Origin of the sequence: Chryseobacterium sp. POE27 (assembly GCF_039727685.1) — a bacterium.
In the GTDB taxonomy this organism is placed as follows: Bacteria; Bacteroidota; Bacteroidia; order Flavobacteriales; family Weeksellaceae; genus Chryseobacterium.
Window position 1 is genome coordinate 932,029 of the sequence record NZ_CP152475.1, and the last position, 17,142, is coordinate 949,170.

Annotated in this window: 14 protein-coding genes and 1 pseudogene; 1 reads left to right on the forward strand and 14 read right to left on the reverse strand. The window is 38.0% G+C overall.

Annotated elements, in window-relative coordinates:
- Positions 1–363 precede the first annotated feature (363 nt).
- Positions 364–1,137, reverse strand: a complete 774-nt coding sequence (locus AAHI02_RS04345) for an SDR family oxidoreductase (RefSeq protein ID WP_346985602.1) — start codon at positions 1,135–1,137, stop codon at positions 364–366.
- Positions 1,138–1,251: 114 nt separating this feature from the next.
- Here AAHI02_RS04345 and AAHI02_RS04350 point away from each other — a divergent pair, with 114 nt between their 5' ends.
- Entirely contained in the window at positions 1,252–1,578 is a 327-nt protein-coding gene (locus AAHI02_RS04350; protein WP_346985603.1) for a helix-turn-helix domain-containing protein, read from the forward strand.
- Positions 1,579–1,795: 217 nt separating this feature from the next.
- On the opposite strand, the gene AAHI02_RS04355 is transcribed toward AAHI02_RS04350, so the two are convergent.
- The 13 genes and pseudogenes from AAHI02_RS04355 to AAHI02_RS04415 all read right to left on the reverse strand — a co-directional run bounded on the left by AAHI02_RS04355 (position 1,796) and on the right by AAHI02_RS04415 (position 17,137).
- Complete coding sequence (locus tag AAHI02_RS04355) at positions 1,796–3,445, reverse strand: family 10 glycosylhydrolase (RefSeq protein WP_346985604.1); 1,650 nt, start codon at positions 3,443–3,445, stop codon at positions 1,796–1,798.
- A gap of 265 nt (positions 3,446–3,710) precedes the next feature.
- Entirely contained in the window at positions 3,711–5,516 is a 1,806-nt protein-coding gene (typA, locus tag AAHI02_RS04360) for a translational GTPase TypA (protein WP_346985605.1), read from the reverse strand.
- Positions 5,517–5,703: 187 nt separating this feature from the next.
- Positions 5,704–5,961: a DUF1294 domain-containing protein gene (locus AAHI02_RS04365; RefSeq protein WP_346985606.1), complete on the reverse strand. Its 258-nt coding sequence runs from the start codon at positions 5,959–5,961 to the stop codon at positions 5,704–5,706.
- An 81-nt stretch (positions 5,962–6,042) separates the two neighbouring features.
- Positions 6,043–7,302, reverse strand: a complete 1,260-nt coding sequence (gene ilvA / locus AAHI02_RS04370; protein WP_346985607.1) for a threonine ammonia-lyase — start codon at positions 7,300–7,302, stop codon at positions 6,043–6,045.
- 11 nt (positions 7,303–7,313) lie between these two features.
- A complete protein-coding gene (gene ilvC / locus AAHI02_RS04375; RefSeq protein WP_346985608.1) occupies positions 7,314–8,795 on the reverse strand; it encodes a ketol-acid reductoisomerase in 1,482 nt (493 codons plus the stop codon).
- Between the two features lie 102 nt (positions 8,796–8,897).
- On the reverse strand, positions 8,898–9,488 hold the full coding sequence (ilvN, locus tag AAHI02_RS04380; RefSeq protein WP_346985609.1) for an acetolactate synthase small subunit: 591 nt from the start codon (positions 9,486–9,488) through the stop codon (positions 8,898–8,900).
- A gap of 11 nt (positions 9,489–9,499) precedes the next feature.
- Positions 9,500–11,244 (reverse strand): annotated as a pseudogene (ilvB, locus tag AAHI02_RS04385) (biosynthetic-type acetolactate synthase large subunit).
- A gap of 76 nt (positions 11,245–11,320) precedes the next feature.
- Positions 11,321–13,006, reverse strand: a complete 1,686-nt coding sequence (gene ilvD / locus AAHI02_RS04390) for a dihydroxy-acid dehydratase (RefSeq protein ID WP_346985610.1) — start codon at positions 13,004–13,006, stop codon at positions 11,321–11,323.
- Positions 12,999–13,901 (reverse strand): branched-chain amino acid transaminase, encoded by a 903-nt coding sequence (locus tag AAHI02_RS04395; protein WP_346985611.1) that lies wholly within the window; start codon positions 13,899–13,901, stop codon positions 12,999–13,001. The genes ilvD and AAHI02_RS04395 overlap by 8 nt, the downstream gene beginning before the upstream one ends.
- Before the next feature lie 577 nt (positions 13,902–14,478).
- The gene (locus tag AAHI02_RS04400) at positions 14,479–14,796 is read right to left on the reverse strand and encodes a hypothetical protein (RefSeq protein ID WP_346985612.1); all 318 of its coding nucleotides are present in this window, start codon (positions 14,794–14,796) and stop codon (positions 14,479–14,481) included.
- 41 nt (positions 14,797–14,837) lie between these two features.
- Entirely contained in the window at positions 14,838–14,972 is a 135-nt protein-coding gene (locus tag AAHI02_RS04405) for a hypothetical protein (protein WP_346985613.1), read from the reverse strand.
- 289 nt (positions 14,973–15,261) lie between these two features.
- Positions 15,262–15,966: a LytTR family DNA-binding domain-containing protein gene (locus AAHI02_RS04410; protein WP_346985614.1), complete on the reverse strand. Its 705-nt coding sequence runs from the start codon at positions 15,964–15,966 to the stop codon at positions 15,262–15,264.
- Complete coding sequence (locus AAHI02_RS04415; RefSeq protein ID WP_346985615.1) at positions 15,932–17,137, reverse strand: sensor histidine kinase; 1,206 nt, start codon at positions 17,135–17,137, stop codon at positions 15,932–15,934. The genes AAHI02_RS04410 and AAHI02_RS04415 overlap by 35 nt, the downstream gene beginning before the upstream one ends.
- Between the last annotated feature and the right edge of the window lie 5 nt (positions 17,138–17,142).

Sequence of the window (17,142 nt, forward strand, 5' to 3'; positions counted from 1 at the left end):
ATTCTAAACTTCTACCCTCATTAAACAGTAGTTTTAACAGAAATATTTTTCAATTTTTCGGAAGCTTTTTCCCGCTTTCCGCTGCAATCTTTTTTCCTCACCCTAAATCCCTCTCCCGAGGAGAGGGACTTTCAACCGCAAAAAAAGGATTTTCACTGCAATCGGGGCTAGGGCTGCAGTCTTTCATTCACTAAACGAAACATAATAGTAATCTTTGACTCTTATTATTTACAATTGACCATTGATTTGCGTAGCAAAATTCACTTTTATAAAACCACCCTGCAAAAATTCTTTCAGATTTTCACCACCCTCCAAATAAGGGGAATTTATTACCGTTAAGCCATTGGGAATTAAATTTAACATTTAAATCGTAGGTAAAGCACCACCGTCAATTGAGTAATTAACGCCTGTGATGTATTTGGCTTCAGGAGACACGAGAAATCCAACAAGACTTGCAACTTCTTCAGGTTCTGCCATTCTTTCCATCGGAACATTCAGTTTTTCCATAACAGATTTGTAAGCTTCTTCTGCTGTTATGGAGGATGACTTTGCCATATTTTCAATGAATTCCATCATGAGAGGTGTTTCCACCAGCCCGGGCGAAACTACATTCACGCGTATCCCATGCGAAGCAACCTCGTTGGCTAGTGCTTTGCTGTAGGCGTTCAATGCTGCTTTTGCAGAAGAATAAGACATCGTCATTTCCCAGATTGGCAGTTTTGCAGCACCTGTAGAAATATTGATGACCACTCCACTTTTTTGTTCGATCATGGTTGGCAATAATGCTTTGTTGACACGAACGACCGACATGAAATTGAGTTGCCAGTCATTATTCCAGTGTTCATCCGAAAGAGTGCTGAAACCGCCACCCGGACTTAAATTAGCGCCTGCATTATTAACGATAATATCGATTCTTCCGTATTTCGCCAAAATTTCCCTGGCAAGCACTTCCGCACTTTCAGGCTGGAAAAAATCTGACGAAATAAAATGCTGTCCATTTGTATTTTCACCCGGAGCAGTTCGGGCCGTAATGATTACCTGCGCTCCTGCATTGCTTAATGTATCTGCTATCGCTTTACCAATGCCTTTTGTTCCGCCCGTTACCAGGGCCACCTGTCCTTTTAATGAATTGTTCATAATTTTTTCTTTTAAATCTGTTGCAAAGAAAATCACAATACTTTACTTTTGCAAGTAGTTACATGAATGTATAGTAATAACACAAAGTAAAGGATTAAAGAAAATCAATACGTTATGAGCAAAAAAAAATTACAACCTGTTGAAGAAAAATGTGCGCTGCAGGAAATTTTAGGGGTCATCGGAGGAAAGTGGTCGATGTCAATCATTTATGCCTTGTTCACGGGGAAGAAGCGTTTCAGTGAATTAGAACGTCTTATTCCCAATATCAGCACGCGAATGCTGGTGAAAGAACTGAAAAATATGGAAGCCAATGGTATCGTTATCAGAGAAGTTTTTGCGACTGTTCCTCCAACCGTTCAATATACGCTGACTGTAAAAGGCGAAAAATTAGAACCTATTATTAATGAACTGCACAAATGGGGCGTTGAATACGTGATCTGATCATTTAAAGAAAAAGAATCTTTTTTTCCACAGAATCCTCAAATAACAACAGATAGTTATGTTTAGTTTTATCATTTGAATGGAATGAAGACTATTTTTTTCTCCCACAGATTTATCAGATAGCAACGGATGATTGTGCTATAATTCTATTTAGAATATAAAATGAAGAATCTCAAGAATTAATTTTCATGAGATTCTCGTTCCTTAGAAATTGAAGTTAGACATAGCCATTAACAAAAATCAAATTATTTTGATTTAGGAGGCAGCCTGTATTGATTACTTCACTTTTTTTTGCCATATAATCACTTTCATTTCCTAATCTGTCGATGGCTTTGATAGCAACGGCATTCAGGGATTTTCCGTCTTTAGATTTCGGAATTTCTTTTGAAAGCTGATCCAGTGTCAGGATTTCAGTTTCCCAGACCCCATTATATTGAGTAAAAAGCACCCATTGGAAAACATCTCCTATATTTTTTGTACTCCAGCTTGTCTTTACGAAACTTCCGTTATCATTGATAAACAGGGTTGGAGTCTGCAGGGGAACAGCCTTTAACCAAGGTGATTTTGGTACTAAAGCTTTTTCTTTATAAGGTCCGTTTTTTAGTGTCGGAAGCATGGCTGCATTTTTCGTCAGTCCGGCAATGCTCCAGTGTACTTCTCCTGCATTATTTCCTAATAGCTGTCTCGAAATTTCAATCTGATTCCTGATTTCTGACGGACGGTCTGACGCTCTTATTTCAACCGTATTTAATCCCGGCCACAAATGACGATTTAAGGTATTTTCAGACTTCCACCATCTTAAAAGCGCTTCAAAAGGTTGTCCTTTAGATTCCACAGGCCAGTATAGCTGAGGCGAAAAATAATCTACCCAGCCTTTATTTAACCATAACTTGGCATCGGCGTACAGTTCATCATACTGTGAAGATCCTACAATTCCTTGCGGGTAACCAGGTTTCCAGATTCCAAACGGACTGATCCCAAAACGTACATAATTTTTCTCTGCGTGGATTTCTTTATAGATTCTTTCCACAAATTTATTCACATTATCTCTTCGCCAGTCGGCTCTGGAAAGTGTCCCTCCGTTTCTTACATATTCACTCCAAGTAGCATTATCGGGGAAATCAGCGCCTTTATTGTAGGTAGCATACGGATAAAAATAATCATCAAAATGTACTGCATCAATATCATAGCGCTTTACAATATCCTTTACAACGTTAGAGACGTGTCCCTGAGTTTTCGGACTGGCCGGATCAAACCAGTACATCCCGTTTTTTAATCTTACCACAATATCCGAAAGCTTATTCACCATCGACAGGCTGTTCGGCGAACCTCCGTTGGAATGATGGGCACGGTAAGGATTCAGCCATACGTGGAGTTCCAGTCCTCTTTTGTGAGCTTCTTCGATCCAGAACTGCAAAGGATCATAATTGGGATATGGAGCAGCCCCCGTCTGCCCTGTCAGGAAATAAGACCACGGCTCCAAAGTACTTGTGTATAAGGCATCTGCAGAAGGTCTCACCTGAAAGATGACCGCATTGAAATTATTATCTTTCAGCATATCCAGCATACTGATGGCTTCGGCTTTTTGTTGGTCTACGGATAGGTTGTTTCTTGAAGGCCAGTTGATATTGGCAACACTGGCAATCCATGCCGCCCGGAATTCTCTTTTGATCTCAGGAAGAACTGTTCTGAAAGTTTCTTCAGGCGGAATCATGGCTACAGGCTTTGGGCCAGGCGATGGTGTGGTATTATTTTTAGTATTTTTGGTTGGTGTTGAAGCTTTTAACGCATTATTTTGAGTTGAACAAGCAACAAATGATGTAAAAGCCCCTGATAATATGATTAGTTTTAAGTAATTTATTCTCATATCTGCAAAACTACATTAATTTATTTTGTTGATTTAAATTACAATAATAAAATGAATTATTTCACAGATATGGATTTAAATTATTATTGTTTAACGCAAAGGGCGGAGATTTTTTTGAATACTAACTGCTTTTTAATTTTCCACGGATTACATGGATCTCGCAGATGTTTATGTTCTAATTATTTATAAAATTAGCTTCTGTTGGAAAAATTAAACTAAAAAAAGTCCCGGCAATGCGGGACTTTAATGTATTATTAATGGTTGATTAAGCTTTTGCTGATCTTTCCACTCTTTTTCTTTCTTCTTCGGAAAGGATTTTCTTTCTCATACGGATGAAGTTCGGAGTTACCTCGATCGCTTCATCGCCCTGGATATATTCCATACATTCTTCAAGAGAGAATAAGATTTTTGGTGCAACCCCTGTATCTTTATCTTTACCGGAAGCTCTCATGTTGTTCAACTGTTTTGCTTCTACGATATTTACTACCAAATCTCCAGGCTTGTTTTGTTCACCGATGATCATCCCTGCGTAGATTTCCTCACCCGGATCTACGAAGAATTTACCTCTGTCCTGCAATTTAGCAATGGAATATTCTGTTGCAGGCCCCTGAGTTTTACTGATCAACACCCCGTTGTTTCTTCCCGGAATTGCCCCTTTGAAAGGCTTGTATTCTGTGAAACGGTGTGCCATGATGGCTTCTCCGGCAGTTGCTGTCAACATCTGAGAACGCAATCCGATAAGACCTCTTGAAGGAATCTCGAACTCCATATGCTGCATTTCTCCTTTGGTTTCCATGATGTGAAGGTCACCTTTTCTCTGTGTAGCCAAATCGATTACTCTTGAAGCATATTCTTCAGGAACGTCTACCACTAGAGATTCATAAGGTTCACAATTCACGCCGTCGATTTCTCTTAAGATTACCTGTGGCTGACCGATCGTCATTTCGTATCCTTCTCTTCTCATTGTTTCAATTAAAACCGACAAGTGAAGAATCCCTCTACCAAACACAAGGAATGTATTGGCATCATCTGTCTGCTGAACTCTTAATGCTAAGTTCTTTTCCAATTCTTTTGTCAATCTTTCTTTCAGGTGATTGGAAGTCACATACTTACCATCTTTTCCGAAGAAAGGTGAATTGTTGATAGAGAACGTCATATTCAGGGTAGGCTCATCAATTGCCGTTCTTTCCAATGGTTCAGGATTTTCAAGGTCTACGAAAGAATCACCGATCTGGAAAGCATCGAAACCTACGACAGCACAGATATCACCTGCCTGAACTTCAGTCACTTTTTTCTTTCCTAATCCTTCAAATACGTATAATTCCTTTACTTTTCCTTTTACAATTTTACCGTCTGCCTGGGCAAGTCCGATCCACTGAGATTCTTTAAGCTCCCCTCTTGTTACTTTTCCGATGGCGATTCTTCCTAAGAAAGAAGAATAATCAAGGGAGGTAATCTGCATCTGAAGGTTACCTTCGCTTACTTTCGGAGCAGGTACATACTGTAAAATTCCATCCAATAATGGTAAGATATCTTCAGTCTGTTCTAATGAAGTGTTGAACCAACCTTGTTTAGAAGAACCATAGAACGTAGGGAAATCCAGCTGCTCTTCAGTCGCTTCAAGGTTGAAGAACAAATCAAATACCTGATCATGAACTTCATCCGGACGACAGTTTGGTTTGTCTACTTTATTAATTACAACTAAAGGTCTCAGTCCTAATTCCAACGCTTTCTGAAGTACGAATCTGGTCTGTGGCATTGGTCCTTCAAAGGCATCCACCAAAAGGATTACCCCGTCTGCCATTTTCAATACTCTCTCTACTTCCCCACCGAAATCGGCGTGACCCGGTGTATCAATTACGTTAATTTTCGTGTCTTTATAAGTAACAGAAATATTCTTGGATAAAATCGTGATCCCTCTTTCTCTTTCAAGATCGTTGTTATCCATAATTAACTCTCCACTCTCCTGATTTTCTCTGAAAATATTGGTAGCGTGAATAATCTTGTCAACCAGAGTCGTCTTACCGTGGTCAACGTGTGCGATGATCGCAATATTTCTAATGTTTTGCATAAAAGATTTTTACGGGTGCAAAAGTAGTGATTTTTAATGAAATACTTGCTAATTAGTTTTGTTAATTAACAAATTCATAATGAGAGTTTTAAATAAAAAGCACAAATAAACCTTTGCCGTTGAGGCAATTGCCTGTAATATTTAAATAAAAACTTCTAAACAACAGTTTGGATTTTACTCAATATTTTTAAAAGTATTTCTTATAAAGGTAAAAGAAAGCAATCTGAATTAAAACAAGAAATCCGAATTTTAGCAAAAAGTTTCTTTTTGATATTTTATGCCTGAATACAACCATTCCCAGCAAAGCTCCGACGGTGCCACCTAAAAACGTAATCGATAATAAAGTGAATTCTGAAATTCTTCGCTGATGCTTAATGGCCTTCCGCTTATCAATCCCGAAGAGGATAAAGCTGAAGATGTTGATGAGTAGCGCAAAATAAAACATTCCTGCAAATCTAAAATAAATATGATCCCGATTTTTTTTACATTTGTGATCAGGAGATTATTTTCTAAAAATGCAGTCTTTTCAAACCATCATATTCAAAATATCGGGGTTATCATTAAGATAAGATTTAAAATAGCCCAATTGCTGCATTCTTAACCTTAAACCGGAAAATTCGGATGGATGGGACAATTCTATTCCAACAATTGCCAAAGCCGTTTCTCTGGAGTTTTTCTTGGTATATTCGAAATGGGTAATATCATCATTCGGGCCCAATACATTGAGGACAAAATCTTTCAGAGAACCGGGTCGCTGCGGGAATTTCACCATAAAATAGTGCTTCAGCCCATTGTATAGCAAAGCACGCTCCTTGATTTCTTCCATCCTCGTAATATCATTATTGCTTCCGCTGACAATACAAACCACATTTTTCCCTTTAATCTGCTCTCGGTATTGTTCCAAAGCCGAAATAGACAAAGCTCCGGCAGGTTCTAAAACAATAGCATCTTTATTATACAACTGAAGAATCGTATCACAGATTTTACCTTCATCCACAGGAATGCAGTCAGTAAGTGCATTTTTACAAATCTCAAACGTCAAATCCCCCACTCTTTTCACTGCGGCGCCATCAACAAAGCCATCAACTTCAGACAATTCGATATTGAGATTATTGTCAATAGAAGTTTTCATGGAAGATGCACCTTTCGGTTCTGCTCCGATCAATCGGGTTTCTTTTGATAATGCTTTAAAAACCGTAGCAACTCCGGAAGCTAAGCCACCGCCGCCAATCGGCATAAATATAAAATCAATTGCATCTTTCTGCTCTAAAATTTCCAGTGCCAGTGTTCCCTGCCCTTCAATAATCTGAACATCGTCAAAAGGATGAATAAATGCCGCACCTGAAGATTCCGCAAAATGAAAAGCTGCAGTTTTTGAGGCGTCAAAACTATCTCCAACCAGCCTGATTTCAACGAACCTTCCACCAAACATTTCTACCTGCTCCAGTTTTTGTTTTGGAGTGGTCACCGGCATAAAAATCGTTCCTTTAATCTGGAGCTGTTTGCACGAAAAAGCTACACCCTGAGCATGGTTTCCGGCACTGGCACAGACAATTCCATCAGAAATTTCGTCCTGCTCAAAGAGACTTTTGATTTTATTATAGGCCCCTCTTAACTTGTAAGATCTCACCGGCTGCAGGTCTTCTCTTTTAAGAAAGATACTGGCTTCAAATTTTTCTGATAATTGGGCATTATATTGCAAAGGGGTATAGTTTACAACGTTTTCTATACTCTTCCTGGCTCTTTTCACCGCTTCCAAAGTTGGAAATGTTAAGGTTTCATTCATCTACCTGTATATTATTCCGTTTTGATAGATTTCATCGCTGTCATGGCTTTACGTAATCTTCTGCCGACAATTTCTACCGGATGGTTTCTTAAAATATCATTTACATAAACCAATTGTGCATTATCGACCGAGGCATTTTTTCCGTCGTTAAAGTTTTTTCCTACTACGTCCGTATCCACCGATTTCATAAAATCCGCCAGCAAAGGCTTGCAAGCCTGGTCGAAAAGGTAACAACCGTATTCTGCGGTGTCAGAAATCACACGATTCATCTCGAAAAGTTTTTTTCTTGCAATGGTGTTGGCAATCAACGGTGTTTCGTGCAATGATTCGTAATAAGCAGATTCTGGTTTGATGCCCGCTTCAACCATCGTTTCGAAAGCCAATTCAACGCCGGCTCTGATGAACGCCGACATCAAAAGATAGTTGTCAAAATATTCCTGTTCATCGATTTTCACATCGCCTGCAGGTGTTTTTTCGAAAGCCGTTTCTCCTGTTTCAGCACGCCATTTCAACAGATTGGCGTCGCCATTTTCCCAGTCTTCCATCATTGTTTTGGAGAATTCTCCGGAAATAATATCATCCTGATGTTTTTGGAAAAGCGGACGCATAATGTCTTTTAGTTCTTCTGATAATTCGAAAGCTTTCAGTTTTGCAGGATTTGATAGTCTGTCCAACATTCCGCTAACTCCGCCTTGTTTCAAGGCTTCTGTGATGACCTCAACACCGTATTGAACCAATTTGGAAGCGTAACCCGGATCGATACCTTTCTCCACCATTTTATCAAAAGAAAGAATAGAACCTGTTTGTAAAAGCCCACACAAAATGGTCTGTTCTCCCATCAGATCTGATTTTACTTCTGCAACGAAAGACGATTTCAAAACGCCAGCTTTATGTCCGCCAGTTCCCACGCAATAAGCTTTTGCTTCTGCCCAGCCTTTGCCTTGCGGATCATTTTTCGGATGAACGGCAATCAAAGTCGGAACACCGAAACCACGCAGATATTCGGCACGAACTTCGGAACCCGGACATTTCGGAGCGACCATAATTACCGTCAAATCTTTACGGATCTGCATTCCTTCTTCCACGATATTGAAACCGTGAGAATAGGACAACGTCGCGCCTTCTTTCATCAAAGGCTGAACCGCATTGATCACGGAAGTATGTTGTTTGTCGGGTGTTAAATTGATCACCAAATCCGCAGTGGGAATCAGTTCTTCGTAAGTCCCGACTCTGAAGTTATTGTCGGTTGCGTTCTTCCAGGAATCTCTCTTTTGATCGATCGCTTCTTGGCGTAAAGCATAGGAAACATTCAGTCCGCTGTCTCTCAGATTCAGACCTTGATTAAGACCTTGTGCGCCACATCCTACAATTACGATTTTCTTTCCTTTCAACGCAGAAACGCCGTCAGAAAACTCTGAACTGTCCATAAAATCTGCCTGTCCTAACTGGTGTAATTTGTCTCTAAGTGATAAGGTATTGAAATAATTTGCCATATTTTTTTGTAAAAAGTAAAAAGTATGATGTACTAAGTAATGAGAATTACTGTACTACTTTTAGGATTAATATTTTTTGAATTTTAAATGTTTCTTTAAAAATTACATTGTGAAAACGTCGTCTCGTTTGTCCAGGAATTCGTTTTCTACGATTTCGGCGGAAGGTTCCCTTCTTTCAAATTCGAGGACTTTGTCGTGGATTCCCCTGCTGTTTTTGATGATGGCTATTCTTGCGCCTCTTACAAATTCGATGAGACCGTATTTGTTGAGTTCTTCGGTCAATCGGTCGATTTCTTCGCGATGTCCTGCTGTTTCAAAAACGATGTAATCCTGACGAATCACAACTGTAGATGCGCCATATTGGCGAAGTAATCTTTCCACATAAACCTTCTCTGTCACCACATTTGCGGGAACTTTGTAAAGCGCCTGTTCCTGCCAAACAATCTCATCGTCTGTATTGAAATAAGCTTTTAGAATATCGATTTGTTTTTCTAATTGACGGCAAAGTTTCCTTACAACTTCCTCGGTTTCATTAATCAGAATTGTGAATCTGTGAATGCCTTCCACTTCTGAAGGCGACGTATTCAAACTCTCGATATTGATTTTTCTTCTGGAGAAAATCCCTGATATTCTGCCAATTAAGCCAACAGAATTTTCTGTATATAATGTGATGGTAAATTCTTGTTTTTCCATTTTAATCTTTTTTATTTTAAACGAATTTCGGAAACCGATGAACCTTGCGTTACCATTGGAAATACGTTATTTTCTTTCCCAACCATTACTTCCAGAAGATAAGCACCATCGTGATTTAGCATTGTTTCCAAAGCGTTTTTTAAATCTTTTCTCTCGGAAATCCTTTGTCCATCGATGTAATAAGCTTTTGCAACTGCAACGAAATCCGGACTTGTGATATTAACAAAAGAATAGCGCCTCTCATTGAACAATTGCTGCCACTGTCTTACCATTCCAAGAAATTCGTTGTTGAGAATCATAATTTTGACTTTCGCTCCGAACTGCATAATTGTTCCCAATTCCTGCAACGTCATTTGGAATCCCCCCGTCTCCAATAATGGCGACAACTGTTTTTTCCGGTGCGCCATACCAGGCTCCAATCGCAGCTGGTAAACCAAATCCCATCGTTCCCAATCCACCCGATGTGACGCTGGATTTAGAATTATTGAATTTCGCATATCGGCAAGTTACCATCTGATGCTGGCCAACGTCTGTTGCGATGATTGCCTCGCCATTTGTCAAATCATTCAAAACTTTGATGACTTCTCCCATTGTCAAAACTTCAGTTGTTGGGTTGAGTTCTTCCTGGATGACTTCTTTGATTTCTTCTTTTTCCAATTCACGGAATTCATTTAACCAAGCAGAATGGTCATTTTCTTTGAGAAGAGCCGTTAACATTGGTAAAGTTTTTTTTGCAATTTCCCCAAACCGGAACTGTGGTTTTCACATTTTTATCGATTTCGGCTGGGTCAATATCAAGATGAATAATCTTTGCTTGCTTCGCATATTTGTCCAAACGCCCAGTAACTCTGTCATCGAAACGCATTCCGACTGCAATCAGAACATCACATTCATTGGTCATAACGTTTGGTGCATAATTGCCGTGCATTCCCAACATTCCGACGTGTAAAGGATGATTCGTTTCCAAAGCACTTAATCCCATTACAGTTGCTGCTGCAGGAAGATTAACCTTCTCAATAAAAGCTTTGAATTCCTCTTCAGCTTTTCCCAAAATCACACCTTGTCCAAAAACAACAAATGGTTTTTTTGCCTGATTAATAAGTTCTGCAGCTTGCTCGATATACTCTTTTCTGATTTCCGGTTCTGGCCGATAACTTCTGATGTGATTGCATTTTTTGTAGCCAGCATATTCAAAAAGCTGCATCTGTGCATTTTTGGTAATGTCAATCAAAACTGGTCCTGGACGACCTGTGCTTGCGATATGAAAAGCCTTGGCAATTGCTTCCGGAATTTCGGTTGCGTCAGTTACTTGATAATTCCATTTTGTGACTGGCGTTGTAATGTTGATGACATCTGTTTCCTGAAAAGCATCCGTTCCCAAAAGTGAGGCGAAAACCTGACCTGTGATGCAAACAATTGGATTGCTGTCTATCATTGCATCTGCCAAACCTGTTACCAAATTGGTTGCACCCGGGCCACTTGTTGCGAACACGACTCCAGTTTTTCCGGAAGTTCTCGCAAATCCCTGCGCTGCGTGGATTGCGCCTTGCTCGTGGCGAACCAAAATATGTTTCAGTTTGTCGGAATAATCGTACAAAGCATCATAAATTGGCATAATTGCGCCACCGGGATAACCGAAAACTGTATGTACATTTTCCTGCAACAAAGCTTCTAAAACGGCTTTTGAACCAGAGATCTCTACCGATTTTGGCTGTTCCAGTTCTGTATTTTCTACTTGTGAAATGGTATTATTCATACTAATTATTTTAATTTTTGGCTAAAGCCTAATAATTTTTTCTTACAAAAATGGGCTAAAGCCCATTCCTATTGATTTACAAATCAGTTACACAACCTTGTGACGCATTTGCCACGGACTTAGCATATTTGTACAAGACACCGCTTTTCACTTTGTATTCTGGTTGTTGGAACTCTGCTTTTCTTTTGGCAATTTCTTCGTCTGATAAAAGTGCATTGATGGTATTTTTTTCAGCATCTAATTCAATCAAATCGCCATCTTTTATTAACCCAATTAATCCACCTTCAAATGACTCCGGCGTAATATGTCCCACGACGAAACCGTGTGTTCCTCCGGAAAACCGTCCGTCTGTTATTAATGCTACATTTTTACCGAGACCGGAACCCATTAAAGCGGAAGTTGGCTTCAGCATTTCCGGCATCCCGGGCGCACCTTTTGGTCCTTCGTTTTTGATTACAACTACATTTCCTTCTTTGATTTTTTTATCTTCGATTCCTTTGATAAATTCTTTTTCGCCATCAAAAACGATGGCTGTTCCTTTGAAATAATCGCCTTCTTTACCCGTGATTTTCGCAACAGAACCTTTCTCAGCAAGATTTCCGTACAGGATTCTGATATGTCCTGTCGCTTTGATTGGGTCTTTGATATCGTGAATGATATTTTGTTGTCTGTCAATAATCGAAGTCACGTGCTCAAGATTTTCAGCTATCGTTTTTCCAGTTACCGTCAAACAATCGCCGTGAAGCAAACCCAGATCCAATAGATATTTCATCACCGCTGGAACGCCGCCGACATTATGAAGGTCTTCCATCAGGTATTTTCCACTTGGCTTAAGATCAGCAAGAAACGGCGTTTCATTGCTGATTTTTTGGAAATCATCCAAAGTCAAATCATATCCGATAGATTTTGCAATTGCTATAAAATGGATAACTGCATTCGTACTTCCACCCAAAATCATAATCAATCTCAAAGCATTTTCAAATGCTTTTGGTGTCATTATATCGGAAGGTTTGATGTCTTTCTCCAAAAGGATTTTCACATAATGTCCGGCGAACTGACATTCTTCTTTTTTCTCTTTACTCAATGCAGGATAAGATGAAGAATATGGCAAACTCATTCCGAGAGCTTCAATTGCGGAAGCCATTGTATTGGCTGTGTACATTCCACCACAGGCACCTGCGCTTGGACAGGAATTTTTTATCACACCCTGGAAATCTTCTTCGGAAAGTTTTCCGGCAATTTTGTTTCCTAAAGCTTCGAAAGCCGAAACAATATTCAAATCCTGACCTTTGTAATGACCAGGCGCAATACTTCCGCCATAAACCATTATCGAAGGACGGTCCAATCTCGCCATCGCCATCAAAGAACCCGGCATATTTTTGTCACAACCAGGAACGGTAATCAGTCCGTCGTAATATTGTCCAGCACAAACAGCCTCGATAGAATCTGCAATAATATCGCGACTTACAAGAGAATAACGCATTCCGTCGGTTCCGTTGGTCATTCCATCACTGATTCCGATGGTGTGGAACATTAATCCAACTAAGTTTTGTTCTTTGACGCCTTTTTTTACGATTTCCGCCAAACTATTCAGGTGCATATTACAAGTATTGCCGTCATAGCCCATACTTGCAATCCCGATCTGCGCTTTGTCAAAATCTTCCTCTTGAAAACCGATCCCGTAATACATCGCCTGAGTTGCGGGTTGCGTTGGGTCTTTAGTTAATGTTTTGGAATATTTGTTAAGTTCTGTATTACACATATTGAAAGTCTGCTTTTAAATAAGAATAATCTTCTTCTAACACCAAGTGACGATAGGCTTTTTGAACTTTCGATGATAAACTCTTATCCCAATTCAGTTTGAAAGAAATATTATCCAATGAATCTAATGCGACAATCTCGGCTGCTGTTCCACAGAAGAAACCTGCATCGGCCCCTTTCATTTCTTCTGGTTTAAAGAATTTTTCCTCGTAAGAAATTCCCAGTTGCTCACAGATCTCAAAAACTGTAGCTCTTGTAATTCCCGGAAGAATGCTGCCTTTTGCAGGCGTGAAAAGTTTTCCGTCTTTTTCGAAGAAGATATTTGCGCCGGAACTTTCTGCCACATTTCCGTCTGCATCCAAGACTAAAGCTTCATCAAAACCTTTATCTTTCGCTTCCTGACAAGCCAAAATTGAGTTCACATAATGACCGCTGACTTTTGCTTCCACTTTGAAAGCTTTCGGATTTGGGCGCTCGAAGGATGAAGTCATAATTCTCATTTGATTGGCCATATAGCCATTGTCCCAATTCCAAGCCTCAATAACAAGATAACTTTTCTGACCTTTTGACAGTGCCATATTGGGAGAACAAATAACCAATGGACGGATGTAAGCGTTACTCAAATTATTCATTTCCAAAAGCTTGTAAGTAGTTTCCACCATTTCTTCAGTTGAATAATCGAAAGGCATCATCATCGTCTTCGCAGACCTTCTGAGTCTGTCGTAATGTTCTTCTGCTTTGAAAATTTTGGTTCCATGGGCAGTTTTATAAGATTTGATTCCCTCGAAAACAGCATATCCGTAGTGTAGTGATTGCCCGTATAAGTCGGTTTTGGCGTCTTTCGCTTTTACATATTCCCCATCAAAAAAGAGAACACTGTCGTCATTGTAATACATTCTTTATAATTTATTTTTATCTGTTTTTCAAAAAAAAACCATTCTCGAGATGAGAATGGTCTGTATTATTTCAATTTCAATAATTATCACAAGCCAATACTCATCACCGGAAATCCGATAATAATAGAAATGACAATAATAATTACTGAATTGTTCATCTGTTTTGTTTAACGATACAAATATATAAACTTTATTAGGGGAAAGGTGAAAAATTCAGCTCTTAAATATGAAAACCATAATGATTATTGATTTTTTCACGATATTCAACAAAACGAAAACATCTTATAAAGCACTGATTTTCAGGTTGCACAACTTAAGAAAACTACGATGTCTAAAATTGTGTTTTATCCAGTATTATTCGTAACGAAATTCATCTTTAAATATAAAAAGTAAAGTATTTATTATAAAAATTACCTGGAAATTGATTGATTTAAAACAAAAAATCTATCTAAATAAGAGAAGTTTTTACCATTGAAAATAAGAAAAATACGTCAAATGAACAGTAGCATTTGACGTATTTATGATAGAAGCAATATTATAAAAGTGTTTTTTACATTTATGATGGATAGGTGATTTTTCATTTATATCTTTCATCAATGATCCCGCTTATCTCTTTAATAAAATCGTCATAGCTTGATTTTTTATTTAAAAAGCCAAAGCATGAAAAACCTGGTCCCATAATCTGGTTAACAATATCACGGGAATATACCGATGAAATGAAAACGGGCAGGAAAGGCAGCGAAAGAATTTTTTTCATATTCTGAACTCCAATTTTCCAGGAATCCATATCGAAAAACATGAACATCGGATATCCATCTTCAAAAACAAGCTCTTCGTCATCAAAAATTTCTAAAAAATAGGTTTTCTCAACAAACGTTGTTAGCTTGTTAATCATCAAATCATTGCTGCTTACCATGAAGCATTTAATTGCAGTACTCAAAAAATTGTCCAGGTTATTGTAGGTGTTGTAGATTCCATCGTTGTAATATCTTTTGAACTTCCAGATTTTTTCACAACTTTCTTTTTCACTCTTAACTTATTAAGTTCTTGTTTTTTAGTTTCAGTTTTCATGGCTATTAATTTTGATACAAAAATGTATCAGAACACAACCGAAAACAAAATCGTTCGCCGAAAACTCAAATAAGTCCGACAGAAAGATGAAAATGAAGGTTTAAAAAAAATTGATTATTAGAGAAAACCGTTAAATTTTTAAAAAAGAGATAAGAAACATTGATGAAAATTGAAATATCTTCGTTCCTTTAGAGAAGATATTATGCAACAGCACAATGGTCAAAGATTAAAAAACTTTGATTACTGATTTATTAAATTAAGGATTAAAAGGATTAGAAAATCTTATAGATCATAAGCCAAGTAAATTGAATAGCTCTTCTTTTTTGCTTACTGCCAAAGAAATGACTTTACCATTATTAAGTTCCACCATATTTCCGTTTATGGCCTGCACAGCGGATACATTAACAATAAAAGAACGCTGTACTCTGAAAAAATCCGGAAGTTTAAGCGCCCCATCCATAGATTTCATGGTAGAAAGTGTGGTGTAAGATTTTTTTTCGGTGGCAATCTTTAAATAGTCACCCTGAGCTTCGACATATAAAATATCTCTGAGCAGAATTTTGACTAATTTTCCTTCTGTTTTAATAAAAATTCTGTCGGTTAAAGCTTCTTTCTTAGGCTTCTTTGTATTTTCGATATAATCTTTTGCGCGATTTACGGCTTTTAAAAAACGATCAAACCGAACGGGCTTCACCAGATAGTCTGTAGCACCTGTATCGAAACCATCCAGAGCAAAATCGCGGTGTGCAGTGATGAAAATTACGGCGGGAGGATTCTGTAAAGATTGTATGAGCTCAAGACCGTTTATTTTGGGCATCTGAATATCAGTCAGTACAATATCGACCTCAGCCTTCTGCAGATAGTCTAATGCTTCAAGCGGATCCCCAAATGAAGATGATAAGGTGATAAACGGTATTTTTTCAATAAAACTTTCTATGACTTCTCTTCCTAAAGGTTCGTCATCGATCACTATACAACGTAGTACTTTGCTCATTCAAACTAATATTTAAAGAAACTTTGTAAACTCCGTTTTTATCTTCCACAGACAGCTCATGCCTATTTGGATATAATAGGAACAGGCGCTTTTTGGCATTCAGAAGGCCGATGCCTCCAAAATATTTATTGCTTCTGTCAGATATATTCGCATTTTCAGTATCGTTTTCTATGACAAAGAAAAATGCATTGTCCCGGATATCGATAACAACGTTTACAAATTGTTCTTTTGTGCTTTTTAAACCATATTTAAAGGCATTTTCTATGAATACAAATGTGAGTAATGGTGCAATTTGGTAATCCTTTCCCGGATGTTCCTCATTTACAGTAAGCGTTATTTTTTTACCTTCAGGATAACGCATTCTTTCTAATGCAAAATAATTTGAAATAAATTCTAACTCTTTCTGTAAAGAAACCTTCTCTGTATTTGATTCATATAAGGTATATGCCATTATATCCGACAAATTTAACACAATTTCAGGAGCTTTATCATCTTTTTTTACAGTTAGTGCATATAAATTGTTAAGGGTATTGAATAAAAAGTGAGGATTAAGCTGTGCTTTTAAAAAATCTTTCTCAATATTGATATTGTTAATCTCCAGGTCTGACTTTTGTTTCTGAATACGCAATTTTGCTTCATTAAGCCTTGTAACATCCACAATGATTTTTGTAAAAAAGAAAGGAGACAGCGAATAAATAACCGATAATGTATTGAGAATAATGAATTTCAGCTTAAATACTTCCATCAGATTTGGGCGGTAATTCTTATCCTTCCCCATGATCGGATAAAGATTGGATATATCATAATTTAAATGAACTGCCGCAACATAGAATGAATTGTTTATAAACAGCCATGTAACAATAAGCAATGGGGCAACGATAATGATTGTCCATAAATTATTGCTCTTTTTGGCATAGGGTAAAAAGCCGTAAAAAAACAGATAAAATACAACAGCACTGCTCACTAATACTCTCACAGCCAAAAATATAGACTGCCCAAAAGAGATATTAAGAGCCAGATAGTAATCGAAAAAAAGCAAAAGCGTGAACGACAGCCACATAAGAACATGCGATAAAATTCTTATGCCTACATTATATTGTTCTTTGTGTTTTATAAAATTTATAAATCCGGCAAACGTGAGAAAACCATTCTCTTTTTTAGAAAAGCTCATTAATA

Bases quoted from the DNA above. Each gene is read 5' to 3' on its own strand.
- AAHI02_RS04345 (WP_346985602.1), bottom strand. From the start codon at position 1,137: ATGAACAATTCATTAAAAGGACAGGTGGCCCTGGTAACGGGCGGAACA.
- AAHI02_RS04350 (WP_346985603.1), top strand. From the start codon at position 1,252: ATGAGCAAAAAAAAATTACAACCTGTTGAAGAAAAATGTGCGCTGCAG.
- AAHI02_RS04355 (WP_346985604.1), bottom strand. From the start codon at position 3,445: ATGAGAATAAATTACTTAAAACTAATCATATTATCAGGGGCTTTTACA.
- typA (WP_346985605.1), bottom strand. From the start codon at position 5,516: ATGCAAAACATTAGAAATATTGCGATCATCGCACACGTTGACCACGGT.
- AAHI02_RS04365 (WP_346985606.1), bottom strand. From the start codon at position 5,961: ATGTTTTATTTTGCGCTACTCATCAACATCTTCAGCTTTATCCTCTTC.
- ilvA (WP_346985607.1), bottom strand. From the start codon at position 7,302: ATGAATGAAACCTTAACATTTCCAACTTTGGAAGCGGTGAAAAGAGCC.
- ilvC (WP_346985608.1), bottom strand. From the start codon at position 8,795: ATGGCAAATTATTTCAATACCTTATCACTTAGAGACAAATTACACCAG.
- ilvN (WP_346985609.1), bottom strand. From the start codon at position 9,488: ATGGAAAAACAAGAATTTACCATCACATTATATACAGAAAATTCTGTT.
- ilvD (WP_346985610.1), bottom strand. From the start codon at position 13,006: ATGTGTAATACAGAACTTAACAAATATTCCAAAACATTAACTAAAGAC.
- AAHI02_RS04395 (WP_346985611.1), bottom strand. From the start codon at position 13,901: ATGTATTACAATGACGACAGTGTTCTCTTTTTTGATGGGGAATATGTA.
- AAHI02_RS04400 (WP_346985612.1), bottom strand. From the start codon at position 14,796: ATGATTAACAAGCTAACAACGTTTGTTGAGAAAACCTATTTTTTAGAA.
- AAHI02_RS04405 (WP_346985613.1), bottom strand. From the start codon at position 14,972: ATGAAAACTGAAACTAAAAAACAAGAACTTAATAAGTTAAGAGTGAAA.
- AAHI02_RS04410 (WP_346985614.1), bottom strand. From the start codon at position 15,966: ATGAGCAAAGTACTACGTTGTATAGTGATCGATGACGAACCTTTAGGA.
- AAHI02_RS04415 (WP_346985615.1), bottom strand. From the start codon at position 17,137: ATGAGCTTTTCTAAAAAAGAGAATGGTTTTCTCACGTTTGCCGGATTT.